Here is a 12,826-nt window from a genome sequence, read left to right as displayed (position 1 = left end):
GGAGATCATTGCATGACGGCATCGCAACAGCTTGCTCAGCAGGCCCTGAGCCTGATGGATCTGACCAGTCTTAACGAGAATGACACCCAGGCCGACATCCTCGCCCTGTGCCATCGGGCGGTGACACCGGCCGGCACCCCGGCGGCGGTGTGTGTCTACTCAGCATTTGTGCCGCTGGCCAGGCAAACCCTCGCCGAGCTGGGGGTGGCGGAGCGGGTGCGCGTGGCCACGGTCACCAACTTTCCCGCCGGCGGCAGCGACATCGAGCAGGCCGAACGGGAAACGCGCGCCGCCATCGCCGCCGGGGCCGACGAGGTGGATCTGGTGTTTCCCTGGCGGGCGCTGATGGCCGGTGACGAGCACACCGGCCTTGAACTGGTGCGGGCCTGCAAGGCGGCCTGTGGCGAGCGTATTCTCAAGGTGATCATCGAAAGCGGCGAGCTGGGCACACCGGCGCTGATAAAACGGGCCAGCGAGCTGGCCATCGAGGGCGGTGCCGACTTTATCAAGACCTCCACCGGCAAGGTGGCGGTCAATGCCACGCTTAAGGCAGCCAGAATCATGCTGGAGGTGATTCGCCATGCCGACCGGCCGGTGGGCTTCAAGGCCGCCGGCGGTGTGCGTACTTTGGCCCAGGCGGCGGACTACCTGAGGCTGGCCGTCGACATCATGGGCCCGGACTGGATCACGCCGGCCCATGTTCGCCTCGGCGCTTCCGGGCTGCTGAGCGATCTGCTGCATACCCTGCAGTTAACTCCCCATGACGGCGGCCGGTCCGCTTACTGACGTTCATTTGGCTTCAGGGCCTGAGGAAACTCATCATGAAACGCGCCATCGTACTGGTTCTCGATTCCTTTGGCATTGGTGCCGCCCCCGACGCCGAGCGTTTCGGCGACGCCGGTGCCGACACCCTGGGGCATATTGCCGCCGCCTGTGCACGAGGCGAGGCCAACAGCGGCCGCGAGGGGCCGCTGCAACTGCCCAACCTGGCCCGGCTGGGGCTGTTTCACGCCCATGCCGAGAGCACCGGCACCGTGGCTGAGGGAGTGACTCTGCCGGCGGACGTGGCCGGCAGCTACGGCTACGCCCGGGAGCTGTCGTCGGGCAAGGACACGCCCTCGGGCCACTGGGAAATCGCCGGTGTGCCGGTACTGTTTGACTGGGGGTATTTTGCTGATACCGAAAACAGCTTTCCGCAGGAACTTGTCGACGAGCTGGTTGAGCGGTCCGGCCTGCCGGGTATTCTCGGCAACTGCCACGCCTCGGGCACCACCATACTTGAAGAGCTGGGCGAGGAGCATGAACGTACCGGCAAGCCGATTTGCTACACCTCGGCGGACTCGGTATTCCAGATCGCCTGCCACGAGCAGCACTTTGGCCTGGAGCGGCTGTATGCCCTGTGTGAAACCGCCCGGGAACTGCTGATGCCCTACAACATCGGCCGGGTCATTGCCCGTCCCTTTGTGGGTGACACCGCCGCCGACTTTGTGCGCACCGGCAACCGCCGGGACTACAGCATTGAACCGCCGGCCCCCACCGTGCTGCAAAAGCTGGTAGACGAGTTGGATGGCGAGGTGGTGTCCATCGGCAAGATTGCCGACATCTACGCCCACTGCGGCATTACCCGCCAGCTTAAGGCCAGTGGCCACGACGCCTTGTTCGATGCCACCCTGAGCGAGCTGAAGGCCGCCGGCCACAATACCCTTATCATGACCAATTTCGTCGACTTTGACTCAAGCTACGGCCACCGGCGCAATGTGGCCGGTTATGCCGCCGCATTGGAAGCCTTTGATCGCCGCCTGCCCGAGCTGCTGAGCCTGCTGGCCCCCGAGGATCTGCTGATCCTCACCGCGGATCATGGCTGCGATCCCACCTGGAAAGGCACCGAGCATACCCGGGAGCATATTCCGGTACTCTGCACCGGCGCCGGGCTGACGCCGGGGACACTTGGCGGGCGGGGCACCTTTGCCGATATCGGCCAGAGCCTGGCAGCTTATTTCGGCACCAGTCCCATGGACTTTGGCCGCTCTTTTCTCTGAGCCTCACTTTTACCAAGGGAAGGAACAAGCATGGCAACTCCCCATATCAAGGCGGAACGCGGCGATTTTGCCGACACCATACTGATGCCCGGCGATCCGCTGCGGGCCAAATACATCGCCGACACCTTTCTCTCCGACGTGCGCCAGGTCAACGCGGTGCGCAACATGCTGGGCTTTACCGGCAGCTACAAGGGCCGGCCGGTGTCGGTAATGGGCCACGGCATGGGCATACCATCGGTGTCGATCTACGCCAAGGAGCTGATCACCGAGTTTGACGTTAAAAACCTGATCCGGGTGGGATCCTGCGGCGCGGTGCGCGATGACGTTAATCTGATGGATCTGGTGATTGGCCTGGGGGCCAGCACCGAATCCAGAGTCAACCGTACTCGCTTTATGGGCCACGATCTGGCGGCCATCGCCGACTTTGAACTGACGCAACATGCGGTGGCGGCGGCCAGACACCTCAAGGTGCCGGTGAAGGTGGGCAACCTGTTTTCGGCGGATCTGTTCTATACCCCCCAAAGCGAGCTGTTTGAATTACTGAAGCGCTACGGTGTGGTGGGGGTGGAGATGGAAGCCGCCGGGCTCTATGGCGTGGCCGCCGAATACGGCGCCCGGGCCCTGACCATTTGCACGGTATCGGATCACATACTGCGCGGCGAGCAGCTCAGCGCCGATGAGCGCCAGACCGGCTTTGATCAAATGATGGAAGTGGCGCTGGAGTCGGTGCTGCTGGGCGACTGAGCCTTAATCGGCGGGGGCAGGGCGCCGGCGCAGCCTTAACAGCGCCGAGGCCAGCAGGGCACCGGCGGCGCCTGCCAGCGGCAGCAGCCAGCCCAGCTGCTGATACAGCCGCTGCCACAGCTGCCGCTGCTCGCCGGTCAGTGCCGACTCCGCCAGCTCCAGCTGCAAAAAGCCGGCAATGCGCTCCTGCTCATGGAGGGGGCGCACATAGGCCCGGGCCGGCTCGGCACCGGGCTCACCGGTGTCGGCCAGCAGGGTGCCGCCGGCATCGTAGAGGCGGGCCGACAGCACCAGCGGCGAGTGGGTGAGCTCGGCGACCAGCAGTTGCTGGGCATCCTTGTCTTCCGCCGTCAGCGCGCGCAACGCCTGAAATTCGGCAAAATCCGCCAGCGCCGAGGCCGAGGAACGATGAGGCAGCAACTGCCAGCGTTGGCCCAGATCGTTCAGCGCCAGCCACTGCTGACCGGCCAGCAGTAACAGCAGTGAAGCCAGCAGCCAGAGCCAGGGCAGTCGTTTGAGGTGTGATTGAAGGTTTCCCATGGCGGCCAATATTGTCTCTTGCCTGCTTAAAAAGCAATACGCTACCCTGAGCGCCGGTTTGTCGTTGTAAAGGAAGAAACGTGGCACTGTGTCTGAATGGGCTGCCCGAGCGGGTAGTGGAATGGAAAGACTCTCTGGAGCAGCAAGCATATCTGTGGCAACAGGGAGAGTGGATCGCCGGGCAATTACCCGAGGCCGCAGGCCGGCTGGTGCTGCTGGCGGAGCAACTGGGCAAACAGGCCCTGGCTCACAGCCTGCAAGTGCTGGACGAGGCCGGCGTGACCACCGAGCTGAGTGCCGTCAGCACGGTCGCCGGGCGCGAGCTGGCAAGCCTTCGGCTGTCGGCCTGGTCGCCGGCCCTTAAGGCGGCGCTGCAACAGGTGGCCACCGACTGGGATCTGGCCTGTGTGCCGGCGCTGCCCGAACCCGGCCGCCCCGGCCTGGTGCTGATGGACATGGACTCCACCGCCATTCAGATTGAATGCATCGACGAGATTGCCGCCCTGGCCGGAGTGGGTGAGGAAGTGGCCGCCGTGACCCGGGCCGCGATGGAAGGGGCGCTGCCGTTTTCCGAAAGCCTGCGCCGCCGGGTGGCCGCGCTGAGCGGTGCCGACGCCGCCATTATCGAGCAGGTGATCGGCCGCATGCCGCTGATGCCGGGCCTCACCGAACTGGTGGCCGGGCTCAAGGCCATGGGCTGGAAGGTGGCCATTGCCTCGGGGGGCTTTGTGCCCTTTGCCCGCCATTTGCAGCAGCAGCTGGGGCTGGATGCGGTGTTTGCCAATACCCTGGGCATTGAGGATGGCAAGCTGACCGGTGAAGTGCTCGGCGCCATTGTCGACGCCGACGCCAAGGCCAATATTCTGGCCGAGCTGGCCCACGAGCACGGCATTCCCCTGGCCCAGACCGTGGCCATCGGTGATGGCGCCAACGATCTGAAAATGCTGGCCCGGGCCGGCCTGGGTGTGGCGCTGCACGCCAAGCCGCTAGTGCAGGAGCAGGCCCCGGTGTGCCTGAACCGGCTCAGTCTGGAAGGGGTGCTGGGCTTGTTGCAGGCGCGCTGAGACGACAACGCTGTTGGGCCAGGTCGGTAATATTGAACACCTGGCATTGCAGGGCCAGCTCGGCCAGGTTTTGTTCCAGCACCTGAGTCTTGTACAGCGACGCCTCGGTCAGCCGATGCCACTCGGGCACGTAGAAGTCGAGCTGGCGCAGTTGCAGGCGGTTGACCACTGCCAGGCACACGGTGACCCGGCGCTGGCCATCCAGTAACCGCCGTTGTTCCGCCGGAGCCGGGTTGAGCAGCACGCCGGGCGTGCCGGTGCCGCTGGCATCGGCGGCCAGCCAGACCTCTGCCACCAGGTGGCTTTTGCCATTGGGCCGTTGCAGGGTGGTGGCAATGGACTGCAACAGCTGGCGGGAAATCAGCCGGCCCAGCTGGGCCTGGCCGTGGTCGTCGGTGAGCAGGCCCATCAGCCGCTGCCGCACCGGACTGGCCAGGCTGCCCTGTACGTAAAAGCCGCCGTCGTTGCGGCCCAGCAAAAAGGCGGGACCGGCCAGTTGCTGCAGGGCCTGACGGGTGAGCCACATCATCCAGGCCGGCTGCTGACTACGTTCGGGGCGGGCGCGCAGCTTGTCCTGGTTCTGGGCCAGCAGCGCGGTGAAAAACCGACTGGCGGCGTGGCCTTTGCCCTGATCATGGGCATGCAGGTGCAAGACCTTGCCGCCACCACTCAGGTTCACCACCCGGTAGGGCAGTTTCCTCAGGTTCCAGTCCCGGCCCAGCTTGTTCAGCTCGGGCAGGTTCAGTTGCACCAGTGCCGGCAGCGCCAGCTCCACCGGCTTGCTCAGCGTGATTTTCAGGCCCTCGACCGAAATATCTTCGGTCACGCCGCCGACAGGAGTTTCCTCCAGCAACAGCTCGACCGGCGTTTCAAAGCGAAACCGGGTTTCCCTGCGCTGTGACGGCTGACGCAGAGACACCAGACTGATGGGCCTTGCCTCGGGCAGCACCCGGTAGGGCAGCAACTGGCGGGCATTGGCAGGCTCCGGCGCGGCCAGTTCGGGCACGGGCAGGGGGGTCAGCCACAGTTGCCACTTGAGCGGGGCCAGCCGGTCCCGGCCCAGGGCGTCCAGGTTGTCGGTGATCTGATCGGTAAACAGCACCGGACGAATGCCCAGATGATAGAGCTGCAGGGTGCCGGCGCGCTGGCCGTCACTGATAAACTGCCTGAGCTGTTGTTCCTTCTCCAGCCGGCGCTGTTCGGCGGCGAAATAATAGCTTTCCTTCTTGCCCTGAATGCGAAAGCTGTACAGAAACACCGGCTCGTGCTGGCGCGCCGCCATGTCGAGCACCCGCGCCGGCGGCAGCAGGCTGGCCAGCAGATCACCCGCGCGTTCATGGCGCCAGAAGTCCAGCAGCTTTTTGCCAAAGCGGTTGCACAATACTTCCTGCAGCCGGCCCTGCTCGTCAAAGAACAGGGACTGACCCAGCCCGGTTTCCAGCAGCGTCTGGCCCCAGCACTGGGCGAGGGCGGTGTCCAACAGATCCTGGGCATCATGGCCGTAACGGCTCTGGTTTTGCTCAATAAACTGCTCCAGCGCCTGATCCCAGGCGCCGTCCTGCTCAATACGGCGCAGCCGAATGCGGCCCTTGTCGCCCTGAGGCGCATCGGCCAGCCGAAAGCGCCTGGGTTCCACCAGGGCGCTCATGCCGGGTTGCTGGGCCAGTTCGGGAAAGGACACCGACAACTCGGCGGGCAGGGCGACGGGTGGCGTCAGAGTCGCCATCAGGCCATTGATGGAAATATCCAGGCTGTTGGCCTGAATGTCGCCGTCGTCCAGATGCAGTTGCACCGGGGTCACGAATTGCAGCCGGGGCTCCTTGCGCCGGGTGCCAAAGGTGGGCTGGTGCCAGGGGGTGGCATTGAGCATGGCAGGCTGCTTGCGCATGGCGGCCAGATCGGCAAGAAGGGTTTCGTACAGGCCACGGGTATATTCACCGTTGTACTGACCCAGCAACTGCATAAAGCGCTGCTCAAGCCGGGGCGGCAGCATGTGGTTCAGCCCCCGGTGGGGCACCGGCCGGCACTGGCCGGGAAACAGTTTGTTCAGATCCAGCACCCGCAGACAGGGCGCCTTGAGCCGGTTGAGCTCGGCCAGCAGCTGATAGCGGGTCTGGTTGTCTGCATCGGGCAGCAGGCCGGTCAGCAGGCTTTCCGTGTCCTGCTGGTAGCTCAGGGGAATGATGCGGTTGAGCAGGGCTTTGTAGGGGCTGAAGTCCATTCCGTTGCATGCTTGAGTGAGCGAAAAACTTGCGCCAGTATAACAGCTTGTGAATCAATGAGTGAGACAGCATGGCCAAGTCCAAGACCGCCTTCGTATGTGGTGAATGCGGTGCCGAATTCCCCCGCTGGCAGGGGCAGTGTTCCGAGTGCAAGGAATGGAATACCGTCAGTGAAATCCGGCTGGCGCCGGCCACCTCATCCAGCCGCAATGCCCGTTTTGCCGGTTACGCCGGTCTGCAGGAAAACAAGGTTCAGACCCTCAACGAAATCGCCATGACCGAAATTCCGCGCATCGACAGCGGCTTTCGCGAGCTGGACCGGGTGCTGGGCGGCGGCCTGGTGCCGGGCTCGGCCATTCTCATCGGCGGTAACCCGGGTGCGGGCAAGAGTACCCTGTTGCTGCAGGTGATGTGCGGCCTGGCCGGGCGCATGAAAACCCTGTATGTGACCGGTGAAGAATCGTTGCAGCAGGTGGCCATGCGCGCCAAGCGTCTGGGACTTCCCCGGGATCAGCTGCGCATGCTGTCGGAAACCAGCGTCGAGCAAATCTGTCATGTGGCCCGGGAAGAGCAGCCGGCGGTGATGGTGATCGACTCCATTCAGGTGATGCACGTGGCCGACGTGCAGTCGGCGCCGGGCTCGGTGAGCCAGGTGCGGGAAGCGGCGGCCCAGCTGACCCGTTTTGCCAAGCAGCAGGGGGTGGTGATCCTGATGGTGGGCCACGTCACCAAGGACGGCACCCTGGCCGGACCCAAGGTGCTGGAGCATTGCATCGACTGTTCGGTGCTGCTCGACGGCGCTGCCGACAGTCGTTTTCGTACCCTGCGCAGTCACAAGAACCGCTTTGGCGCGGTGAACGAGCTGGGGGTGTTCGCCATGACCGAAACCGGCATGAAGGAAGTGAGCAACCCCTCGGCCATTTTTCTCAGCCGGGGTGAGGAGCAGGTGACCGGATCCGTGGTCATGGTGATTTGGGAAGGCACCCGGCCGCTGCTGGTGGAGCTGCAGGCGCTGGTGGATTATTCCCAGCTGGCCAATCCGCGGCGGGTGACCGTGGGGCTGGAGCACAATCGGCTGGCGCTGTTGCTGGCGGTGCTGCACCGACACGGCGGCATGCAGATGGCGGATCAGGATGTGTTCGTCAATGTGGTGGGCGGCGTGCGGGTGGAAGACACCAGTGCCGATCTGGCGTTGCTGCTGTCGCTGGTGTCGAGTTTTCGCGACAAGGCGCTGCCCAAGGAGCTGGTGGTATTTGGCGAGGTGGGCCTGTCGGGAGAGATCCGGCCGGTGCCGTCCGGTCAGGAGCGGCTGATGGAAGCGGCCAAGCACGGCTTTACCCGCGCCATCGTGCCCTGGGCCAACCGCCCCAAGCAGGCGCCGGAGGGCATGGAAGTGATTGCGGTGAAAAAACTGGAAGAAGCGCTGGAGGCGCTGTAACGCCGCCATATCAGGTTTGCCCCGGCATGACGGCTATTGAGCGTGCCTAAATACTCCCAAGCAGCTGTTCAAACTGGCGGTGCAGCAGCTGCTCGTCGCCCAGGTTCAGCTCCACCAGCCGGCGCAGGCGAGTGGCGCTGTTCAGGTCGAGGTGGCCGCATTCCAGCCCGACATCGTCGTCCTCGTGGTGACGCTGGTGGCCTTCCATGCGAATAACGCCGCCGTCTTCCAGGGTGATGTGCAGGATCAGTTCACTGCCGTTTTCCCCCTGCCAGTTATCCTGGGTGAGCAGGGCGCCGTGCAGGGACAAGTCCCTGACCCGGGCCGGCCATTGCCGGCCCGAGGCATCGGTGAGCCGGGCATCGGCGTTGAACTCGATGCGGCAAAAGGCTCTGCGTTCGGCCATGGGGCCTCCTTATGCCGGCTCGCTGGTATCCAGGTGATCCAGCAGATCGATGGCCGACACCAGCCGGTCTTCCAGCGAGAAGCGTTCTTCCAGCACCTCACCCAGCCGGTTCAGATCCTGATCCAGCTCGAGCAGGGTGTCGTCACTGGCCTGAGTGTACTTGTCGTGAAAGTTCAGGGCTTCATCGGTATTGCGCTTAATGCGCGGGTAGATGCGCTCTGCCAGTACCCGGGCGTTCCCCTTTGATGACTCGTAGGCGGCCAGCACGTGATCGTAAATTTCAAAGTGGCCGGCGGAGACATAGTCGACCAGCTGACCGCAGAACTCGTGCAGATCGGCTTGCGAGGGCAGGGTTTGGTGAGTGGAAAGGCGAATATATTCTACGAGCAGGGCCTGACGGGCATTAAGAAAGGCGTCCAGTGCCTTGTGAATGCCGCCAAGCCTGGCTTTGGTCTGTTCCAGTTTCCCGAGCATGGTTCCCTCCGTGGGCTGCCTGATGGGCTCAGTACTATAAGTAAAGAAAAGCGACGCCCCGGTCAATAGCCGGTGGCGATTTCGTGACCATGGAGTGCACGAGTCTGGCTTTTTCGCGTTCCCGGTTGGTAGTGGTACAATGCGGCCAATTTTGCCACCCGATGCGGAACGACGGAATGAAACCACTCAAGAATGATACCTATCTACGCGCCCTGTCACGTCAGCCCACCGACTACACCCCGGTGTGGATGATGCGCCAGGCCGGCCGCTATCTGCCGGAATACAAGGCCACCCGGGCCGAGGCCGGCGATTTTATGTCGCTGTGCCGTAACGCCGAGCTGGCCTGCGAAGTGACTCTGCAGCCGCTGCGTCGTTTTCCGCTGGACGCGGCCATTCTGTTTTCCGACATTCTGACCATTCCCGATGCCATGGGCCTGGGCCTGTACTTTGAAACCGGTGAAGGCCCGCGTTTTGAGCGTCCGGTCACCTGCGCTGCCGACGTCAAGCGCATTGGTATTCCCGATCCGGAAGGGGAGCTGGGCTACGTGATGAACGCGGTGCGCACCATTCGCCGCGAGCTGCAGGGCGAAGTACCGCTAATCGGCTTCTCCGGCAGTCCCTGGACCCTGGCCACCTACATGGTGGAAGGCGGCAGTTCCAAGGCCTTTACCAAGATCAAGAAAATGATGTATGCCGAGCCGCAGACCCTGCACCTGCTGCTCGACAAGCTGGCCGACAGCGTCACCAGCTACCTCAACGCCCAGGTGGCGGCCGGCGCCCAGTCGCTGATGATCTTTGACACCTGGGGCGGCGTGCTGACCCCGCGGGACTACAACGAGTTTTCCCTGCGCTACATGGCCAAGATCGTCGACGGCCTGACCCGCGAGAACGAGGGCCGCCGGGTACCGGTGACCCTGTTCACCAAGAACGGCGGTCAGTGGCTGGAAGCCATAGCCGCCACCGGCTGCGACGCCGTGGGCCTGGACTGGACCATCAATATCGCCGACGCCAAGCGCCGGGTGGGCGACAAGGTGGCGTTGCAGGGCAACATGGACCCGTCCATGTTGTATGCCTCACCCGAGCGCATCGAACAGGAAGTGGCCGGCATTCTGGAAGGCTTTGGCCATGGCCCCGGCCATGTGTTCAACCTGGGCCACGGCATTCATCTGGACGTGGATCCGGAGCACGCCGGCGCCTTTATCGAGTCGGTACACCGGCTGTCTCGTCCTTACCACGCCGGCTAAGGATGGTCTGCCGGGGCCAGCCCCGGCAGGGAGAAAACCGAAGACATAAAAAAAGCGCCTTTCGGCGCTTTTTTTATGTCCTGCTGCCGGCTTAGCCGGCGGCGAGTTGTTGCTTGTACTGCGCCACCTTTGCCAGAAATTGCTTGCGGGCGCTCCCGGTCAGGCCTTCGGCCATGGGCAGCTTGACCTGCATGGGGTCTACCGGCCGGTTGTTGACCAGAAACTCGTAGTGCAGGTGCGGACCGGTGGAGCGGCCGGTATTGCCCGACAGTGCAATACGGTCTCCGCGGCGCACCTTGTCACCCGGTTTTACCAGGAACTTGCTCAGGTGCAGAAAACGGGTGGTGTACTTGCGGCCGTGGCGGATCACCAGGTAGTTGCCCGCCAGGCGGTGGCGCACTGCCTTGACCACCACGCCGTCGCCCGGGGCCAGCACCGCGGTGCCGGTGGGCACGGCAAAGTCGGTGCCCTTGTGGGGGCGAATGCGGCCGGTGACCGGGTGCTTGCGGTGCAGGTTGAAGTTGGAGCTGATGCGGGCGTGGTGCTTCAGCGGAATGCGCACAAAGCCACGCTCCATGCTGTTGCCTTCGTCATCGTAGAAATTGCCGTCTTCGTGGCGGAAGGCCTGGTAGGTGCGACCGTGGTTTACGATTTCCACTGCCTGCAGTTCGGCCTTGCCGGTGCTCTGGCCTTCCACGAATTCACGCTTGACCACCACCCGGAAACTGTCGCCCTGACGCAGATCCCGGGCAAAGTTGAGCTGCCACTGGAACAGGTTGGCGATTTTCTGGATCTGACCGGCGGAGAGGCCGGCGCTGCGGGCGCTGAGGTAGAAGCTGCCGTTGATGGTGCCCCTGAGGTTGCGGCTTTCCCAGTGGCTTTCCTCGGTTTTCAGCCGGCTTTCATAGCCTTCGCCGCTGCGGCTGAAGATGCGGGTATGCATGATATCCCGCTGGATCTTGAATTCCTGCAGGAGGTTGTTTTCGTCGATCATCAGATGCAGGGTCTGGCCGGGACGCAGGCCATCGAGTACCCGGTTTTCATCGGCATCGAGCAGTTTGTACATGGTGGCCAGGGGCAGGCCCAGGCCGTTGAAGATGGTGCTCAGGGTATCGCCGTTCTGCACCACGTATTCCTGCCACTCGGGCTCGCTGGCGGCGATTTCATCCAGGGCATCCACCGGCTCGGCGGCGCCGATGTCGTCGTTGGGCAGAGTATAGAATTCGGTGCTCTCGACCTGCTCCTGTTCCTGCGGGTGCTGGGGCACGTGCAGGCTGGCCGGTATGCTGATGCGTACCGGTTTGTCCATCAGTTCGCCGGGGGTGGGGATCAGGGCCGCGGTGGAGAGGGTCAGACCGCTGAGCAGCACAATGCCGTAAAGGTGCCGCCGGGGCAGGGGCGAGGGCAGGTCTTGCAGTCTGCTTTGTATCGGGCGGAGAAAATTCATCCGGATTACCTGTGCCAGTGGAATACTACACGATGCATGTTGTTACCGTTTTATTGTTCGACGTTTTTATAACCATATAAGACTAAATGGTCGTCTTCTTATTACTAAATGGCCCGAAAAAGTCGGGCCACCGAGGTTAGTGCATCGTTCATCACGAAAGTTCGGCATTATACAAAAATTCGTTACCGAGTGTTCATCTTTCATTCAACAGACAAACGGCCATGTCATCGGCCAACTTGAGCATGAACTCGAAATAACCGTCCGGACCGTTCTGAATCTCGCCGGCCAGGGGATCGAGCACCGCCACCCGGGCCTGTGTGTCGCGCACCACGGCATTGACCACGGCGGGGCGAAACTGGGGCTCGGCAAACACGCACTCGGCACTGGCCTCTTTCAGCGCCTTGTGAATGCGTGCCACGGTTTGTGCGCCCGGTGCCCGCTCGGGACTGACGGTGAAATAACCCAGTGCCGGAATCCGGTAATGGTCTTCCCAGTAGCCGTAGGCATCGTGAAACACGAAGTAGCCCTTTTTCCTGGCCGGGGCCAGGCGCTCGGCCACGCGATTGTCTGTGTCGCGCAACTTTGACTCAAACAGCGCCAGGTTGTGTTGATATCGCTCAAGGTTTTCCGGATCCAGCTCACTCAGGCGTCCGGCGATCAGGCGGGCGATGTGCAGGCCATGGTGGGGATCCAGCCAGACATGGGGATCCCGGCTGCCATGATCGTGGCCATGATGATCGTCCTGATCTTCATGCTGGGTGATCACGATTTTGCCGTTATCATGTGCGTCCCGATCATGGTGTTCATGTTCATCATGGTGCTCATGTTCATCGTGCTGCTCGTGTTCTTCATGATGAGCATGCTCGTCATGGTGCTCATCATTGTCGTGTTCTTTGTGTGCCTCAATAGGCAGTTGCTCCATCAGCGCCAGACTGTTGTTGCGATTGGCCAGCAAGGGCACAAGAAAGCCTTCCAGATCCGGCCCCACCCAGATCACCAGATCCGCGCCCTGAATGCGGCGCAGATCCGAGGGCTTGAGTGCATAGTCGTGGGGTGAGGTGCCTGGTTTGAGCAGCAACTCGGCAGGCTGTCCACCCTGAGTGATGGCGTTGGCGATCAATTGCAATGGCTTGACGGTGGTCAGGACTTCAACGGCACTGGCCTGGCCGGCAAGCAGCAGGGTCAGAAAAAACAGGGCTCTCATGGCG

The 12,826-nt window shown here is 62.8% G+C and carries 12 protein-coding genes; 6 read left to right on the top strand and 6 right to left on the bottom strand.

Features of this window, described 5'->3' with window-relative positions; all coding sequences use genetic code 11:
• The first annotated feature begins 12 nt into the window (after positions 1–12).
• Genes deoC through deoD form a run of 3 tightly spaced genes read left to right on the top strand, consistent with a single transcriptional unit; the run spans position 13 to position 2,783 of the window.
• Positions 13–786: a deoxyribose-phosphate aldolase gene (gene deoC / locus Q9290_RS14605; RefSeq protein WP_306080386.1), complete on the top strand. Its 774-nt coding sequence runs from the start codon at positions 13–15 to the stop codon at positions 784–786.
• Between the two features lie 35 nt (positions 787–821).
• Entirely contained in the window at positions 822–2,039 is a 1,218-nt protein-coding gene (locus tag Q9290_RS14600; RefSeq protein ID WP_306080385.1) for a phosphopentomutase, read from the top strand.
• A gap of 30 nt (positions 2,040–2,069) precedes the next feature.
• Positions 2,070–2,783 (top strand): purine-nucleoside phosphorylase, encoded by a 714-nt coding sequence (gene deoD, locus Q9290_RS14595; protein WP_306080384.1) that lies wholly within the window; start codon positions 2,070–2,072, stop codon positions 2,781–2,783.
• A 3-nt stretch (positions 2,784–2,786) separates the two neighbouring features.
• Here the strand turns inward: deoD and Q9290_RS14590 are convergent, their stop codons facing one another.
• Entirely contained in the window at positions 2,787–3,323 is a 537-nt protein-coding gene (locus Q9290_RS14590; protein WP_306080383.1) for a hypothetical protein, read from the bottom strand.
• Between the two features lie 80 nt (positions 3,324–3,403).
• Between Q9290_RS14590 and serB the strand changes: the two genes are divergently transcribed.
• Entirely contained in the window at positions 3,404–4,387 is a 984-nt protein-coding gene (gene serB, locus Q9290_RS14585) for a phosphoserine phosphatase SerB (RefSeq protein WP_371930930.1), read from the top strand.
• Here the strand turns inward: serB and Q9290_RS14580 are convergent.
• On the bottom strand, positions 4,347–6,608 hold the full coding sequence (locus Q9290_RS14580) for a PilZ domain-containing protein (RefSeq protein WP_306080382.1): 2,262 nt from the start codon (positions 6,606–6,608) through the stop codon (positions 4,347–4,349). The two genes, serB and Q9290_RS14580, sit on opposite strands and share 41 nt — an antisense overlap.
• 71 nt (positions 6,609–6,679) lie before the next feature.
• On the opposite strand from Q9290_RS14580, the gene radA reads away from it, so the two are divergent.
• The gene (gene radA / locus Q9290_RS14575) at positions 6,680–8,047 is read left to right on the top strand and encodes a DNA repair protein RadA (protein ID WP_306080381.1); all 1,368 of its coding nucleotides are present in this window, start codon (positions 6,680–6,682) and stop codon (positions 8,045–8,047) included.
• Positions 8,048–8,093: 46 nt separating this feature from the next.
• On the opposite strand, the gene Q9290_RS14570 is transcribed toward radA, so the two are convergent.
• Positions 8,094–8,453 carry a PilZ domain-containing protein gene (locus Q9290_RS14570; RefSeq protein ID WP_306080380.1) on the bottom strand — a complete coding sequence of 120 codons (360 nt, stop codon included), beginning with the start codon at positions 8,451–8,453 and terminating at the stop codon, positions 8,094–8,096.
• 9 nt (positions 8,454–8,462) lie between these two features.
• On the bottom strand, positions 8,463–8,927 hold the full coding sequence (rsd, locus tag Q9290_RS14565; protein ID WP_306080379.1) for a sigma D regulator: 465 nt from the start codon (positions 8,925–8,927) through the stop codon (positions 8,463–8,465).
• Between the two features lie 176 nt (positions 8,928–9,103).
• On the opposite strand from rsd, the gene hemE reads away from it, so the two are divergent.
• A complete protein-coding gene (hemE, locus tag Q9290_RS14560) occupies positions 9,104–10,171 on the top strand; it encodes a uroporphyrinogen decarboxylase (protein ID WP_306080378.1) in 1,068 nt (355 codons plus the stop codon).
• A 91-nt stretch (positions 10,172–10,262) separates the two neighbouring features.
• Here hemE and mepM read toward each other — a convergent pair whose 3' ends face one another.
• Together mepM and znuA are read right to left on the bottom strand one after the other, a co-directional pair.
• The gene (mepM, locus tag Q9290_RS14555) at positions 10,263–11,618 is read right to left on the bottom strand and encodes a murein DD-endopeptidase MepM (RefSeq protein ID WP_306080377.1); all 1,356 of its coding nucleotides are present in this window, start codon (positions 11,616–11,618) and stop codon (positions 10,263–10,265) included.
• A gap of 193 nt (positions 11,619–11,811) precedes the next feature.
• Positions 11,812–12,822 carry a zinc ABC transporter substrate-binding protein ZnuA gene (znuA, locus tag Q9290_RS14550; RefSeq protein ID WP_306080376.1) on the bottom strand — a complete coding sequence of 337 codons (1,011 nt, stop codon included), beginning with the start codon at positions 12,820–12,822 and terminating at the stop codon, positions 11,812–11,814.
• Positions 12,823–12,826 lie beyond the last annotated feature (4 nt).

This window comes from Oceanimonas aquatica (assembly GCF_030732065.1).
In the GTDB taxonomy this organism is placed as follows: Bacteria; Pseudomonadota; Gammaproteobacteria; order Enterobacterales; family Aeromonadaceae; genus Oceanimonas.
This window is presented reverse-complemented; position numbering and strand designations above follow the sequence as displayed.

Bases quoted from the DNA above. Each gene is read 5' to 3' on its own strand.
- deoC (WP_306080386.1), top strand. From the start codon at position 13: ATGACGGCATCGCAACAGCTTGCTCAGCAGGCCCTGAGCCTGATGGAT.
- Q9290_RS14600 (WP_306080385.1), top strand. From the start codon at position 822: ATGAAACGCGCCATCGTACTGGTTCTCGATTCCTTTGGCATTGGTGCC.
- deoD (WP_306080384.1), top strand. From the start codon at position 2,070: ATGGCAACTCCCCATATCAAGGCGGAACGCGGCGATTTTGCCGACACC.
- Q9290_RS14590 (WP_306080383.1), bottom strand. From the start codon at position 3,323: ATGGGAAACCTTCAATCACACCTCAAACGACTGCCCTGGCTCTGGCTG.
- Q9290_RS14580 (WP_306080382.1), bottom strand. From the start codon at position 6,608: ATGGACTTCAGCCCCTACAAAGCCCTGCTCAACCGCATCATTCCCCTG.
- radA (WP_306080381.1), top strand. From the start codon at position 6,680: ATGGCCAAGTCCAAGACCGCCTTCGTATGTGGTGAATGCGGTGCCGAA.
- Q9290_RS14570 (WP_306080380.1), bottom strand. From the start codon at position 8,453: ATGGCCGAACGCAGAGCCTTTTGCCGCATCGAGTTCAACGCCGATGCC.
- rsd (WP_306080379.1), bottom strand. From the start codon at position 8,927: ATGCTCGGGAAACTGGAACAGACCAAAGCCAGGCTTGGCGGCATTCAC.
- hemE (WP_306080378.1), top strand. From the start codon at position 9,104: ATGAAACCACTCAAGAATGATACCTATCTACGCGCCCTGTCACGTCAG.
- mepM (WP_306080377.1), bottom strand. From the start codon at position 11,618: ATGAATTTTCTCCGCCCGATACAAAGCAGACTGCAAGACCTGCCCTCG.
- znuA (WP_306080376.1), bottom strand. From the start codon at position 12,822: ATGAGAGCCCTGTTTTTTCTGACCCTGCTGCTTGCCGGCCAGGCCAGT.